The organism is Pseudomonas sp. GNP014, from assembly GCF_054344005.1.
In genome coordinates this window covers 1-2,665 of the sequence record NZ_JBTGUS010000010.1, presented here as the reverse complement: position 1 = coordinate 2,665, position 2,665 = coordinate 1, and the positions used below count along the sequence as shown (strand labels likewise).

2 protein-coding genes are annotated in these 2,665 nt (G+C 59.6%); both read left to right on the top strand.

Going from position 1 to position 2,665, the window contains the following annotated elements; genetic code table 11:
- Positions 1-1,103: 1,103 nt before the first annotated feature.
- The gene (locus ACXX9E_RS29095) at positions 1,104-1,262 is read left to right on the top strand and encodes a hypothetical protein (RefSeq protein WP_458556699.1); all 159 of its coding nucleotides are present in this window, start codon (positions 1,104-1,106) and stop codon (positions 1,260-1,262) included.
- 906 nt (positions 1,263-2,168) lie between these two features.
- On the top strand, positions 2,169-2,665 hold a 497-nt coding region (locus tag ACXX9E_RS29090), incomplete at its 3' end, for a hypothetical protein (RefSeq protein ID WP_458556698.1).

Genomic DNA, 2,665 nt, shown 5'->3' with positions numbered 1-2,665 from the left:
TGGCGCACATGCTGATTGTCGCACGCAGCCGGGCAACCAATGATCCTTCGTCTTTGTGGTAACCGGTGATGGGTTGTTCCATAAGCTCCAGTTTAGAACGAATACGGCCCTGCAGAGAGAAGATGTGGACATCGGATTTCAGGTTCTGGACTCCTGAGCTGTCGTAGCCAATACCTCCTGAAGATGGTCCACTCCAGCGAAGCCGAAAGAGTCAGTGATATCAATGGTGGCACCAGCCCCGGTGCGCAACACCGTTCTTATCGCTAGCACTCGCCAAGACCGTTGATCGTGACACTGCAGTCCCTGCCTCCAGGATTCCGCCACCCACTTTTGCGAACAGGCAAACGGGCCAAACTACGACATAAACGCGAAGGGAACCGTCGAACATGTGGTAACCGAGCGTCCAGTGGAGCCTGTTGTGTTCGATGGTAGTGAGTCGGTATAACGGTGGCCAGCTCAAACGCCAGATACTTGTCAAAAAATCCGCCAGCGTCAATTGACCTGTCAAGGCGGTCATCACACTCGATAACCACATCATCACGGGCAGGATTCGTCGCTCACCTGTGCCTGCCCGACGAGATCCCTGCGTGAGCCTCCCTGCGCAGCTGCCATGGCCGGCCAGTGCCAGCAATGAGCCGCCTGCAAACACCAAAGACGCTACCTTTCCTGCTCAACATCCTGAATTTCCTTGTGTTGGTGAATATCTTGAAGTTGCAGGGATGCACTGCAGAGAAGCCACACACCTGAGTTCAATCATCGGGCAGCTTTGACGAGATTTGGTTCGGGCAGGAAATTATTCGAAACGGAACTCCGTGCTCTTCCATTGATAGCTGTGTGAGCACCGGTTTTTTCCGTCAACTGCGCGCATCCCGGGTGACGGACAAGCGCCAATGCCTTAACCTCAGCAGGATCCCGCCGACACATCGAGGAGCCCTCCCATGAGAACGACCACGACCTCCGTGGACCCCGAGGATCAGGAAGTTCCGCTTCGGCGGCAATGCCGTCGCGAAGGCGGACCTGCTGTTCACTGTCGTGATGTCGAATGGTGCCGGGCCGGCCATACCTCAACCCTCGCCCTGGTGTCTCTGGTGATGGCTTGACGGATGTCTACGTACCAGATCCCTATGGCCGACCTGGCCGTTCTGGCCGGCGCCTGCCTGCAGGGCGTGGCCGGCTATGGCATTGGCACCCTGGCGGCGCCGCTGCTGTTCCTGATGAGCCGTCTTCATGCCGCCGCTGATACTCGAATGCCTCCCTGCTAGCCATCTTCAGGTGCTGGCGTGACGGCGTTGTGGTGCCCTCCGGTTGGGGAGCTGCGCTTGGCCATTGGGGGTGGGGTTCCAGCGCGGTTCTGGCAGCACTGACGTTGCTGGTGATTTCCACCGGGGTTTCGCTGATCTTGAGCACCCTGGTCCTTCTCCAGCATGTCACTCGGCCTTCGGCGGGCTGAGAACAGGCCCTGAAACAGCGCGATCGTGTGATGGCCCGTGCCGTACAGACCTATGGGTATGGGCACGATCGCGGCCGTCGGTGGCCCGCCCATTGCACCTCTTGTCTTCGAACAGGAGAGGTCGTGCCACGACCTGCATATCTCGGTTCTTTCTCGTCCAGCTTCGTCCTGGGCCTGGCGCGTCTACACCCTCCGCTCCTGGTCATCGTAGCGGGGCTGGTTCTGTTCTTGATCGTCTGTTCCCGGGAGCTGTCCGTCGCTGCTGACTATCCGCAAGCTGGTAGACCATGCCCTTCGAGGGGCTTGGCCCCAGTGATCTCCTCGCGATTCCGGCGGCGCGGGGACCCGCAGCCCTTATCCCGCGGCCTGCTTTCCCTGCAGTACCTGCCCCGAGCCGAACCCGGAATCGGCTACCCGCCGCAACGCCAGCGAGCGTGGGCGTTGATCAGCAGTGCCGGAGACCCGTTCCAAGGCGTGCATGTAGCTGTGGGGAGCTGCCGGCGCGACGCCGTTGAGCCTCAGGAGAATGCCGGACACCAGAATCAACTGGCACAGGTTCGGCGGGTGTTCATGCCGGTGTGTTTCCAGAGCGGATGGCGCGCGCAGCCGGCGCTGGGCAAGGACTCGCAGATAAACGTGAGCGAAAAGTACAAAACCACACCAACCGGGCGGATAAGGATTAAACCATCCCCGGCATCGCCACCACGTTGACGCCGGGATGACCGCCACCAGCCAGGCCGGGAACCCCGGCAACACCAGCAGAATGAACGCCCAGCTGGCGCAGCCAGCGGCTATTCAGCCACCGGAACAGAATCCCCAGCAAAGCCGCGGGCAACATGTGCTGGAGGATGAAATGGGGGACCATGGCATCCTGGCTGATACTGGTGCAACTGTACAATACGGCATGCACCAGCTGAGCATCCCTCGCGCTGGACCCGCAAAGGTGATGAAGATCACAAGCGACGAGGCCAAGCCAGGCGGCAAGTGCCAGCCACCAGAGATGGACTTGAACGATGCGTGTCCATGGAAGGAGGCCCCGGCGCATCTCCACCAAACAGGAATCGACCCAACAAAATCGGTCAACAACATACTGAATGAACGTTCTTCGACCAGATTTTGCAATCGGCATATTTGGCAAGCACCGACACCCACATCCGGCCTACGATTACGGCGCCTGGTTACCGCCATCGTCAGCCGCGAGATACAGGTCATTTC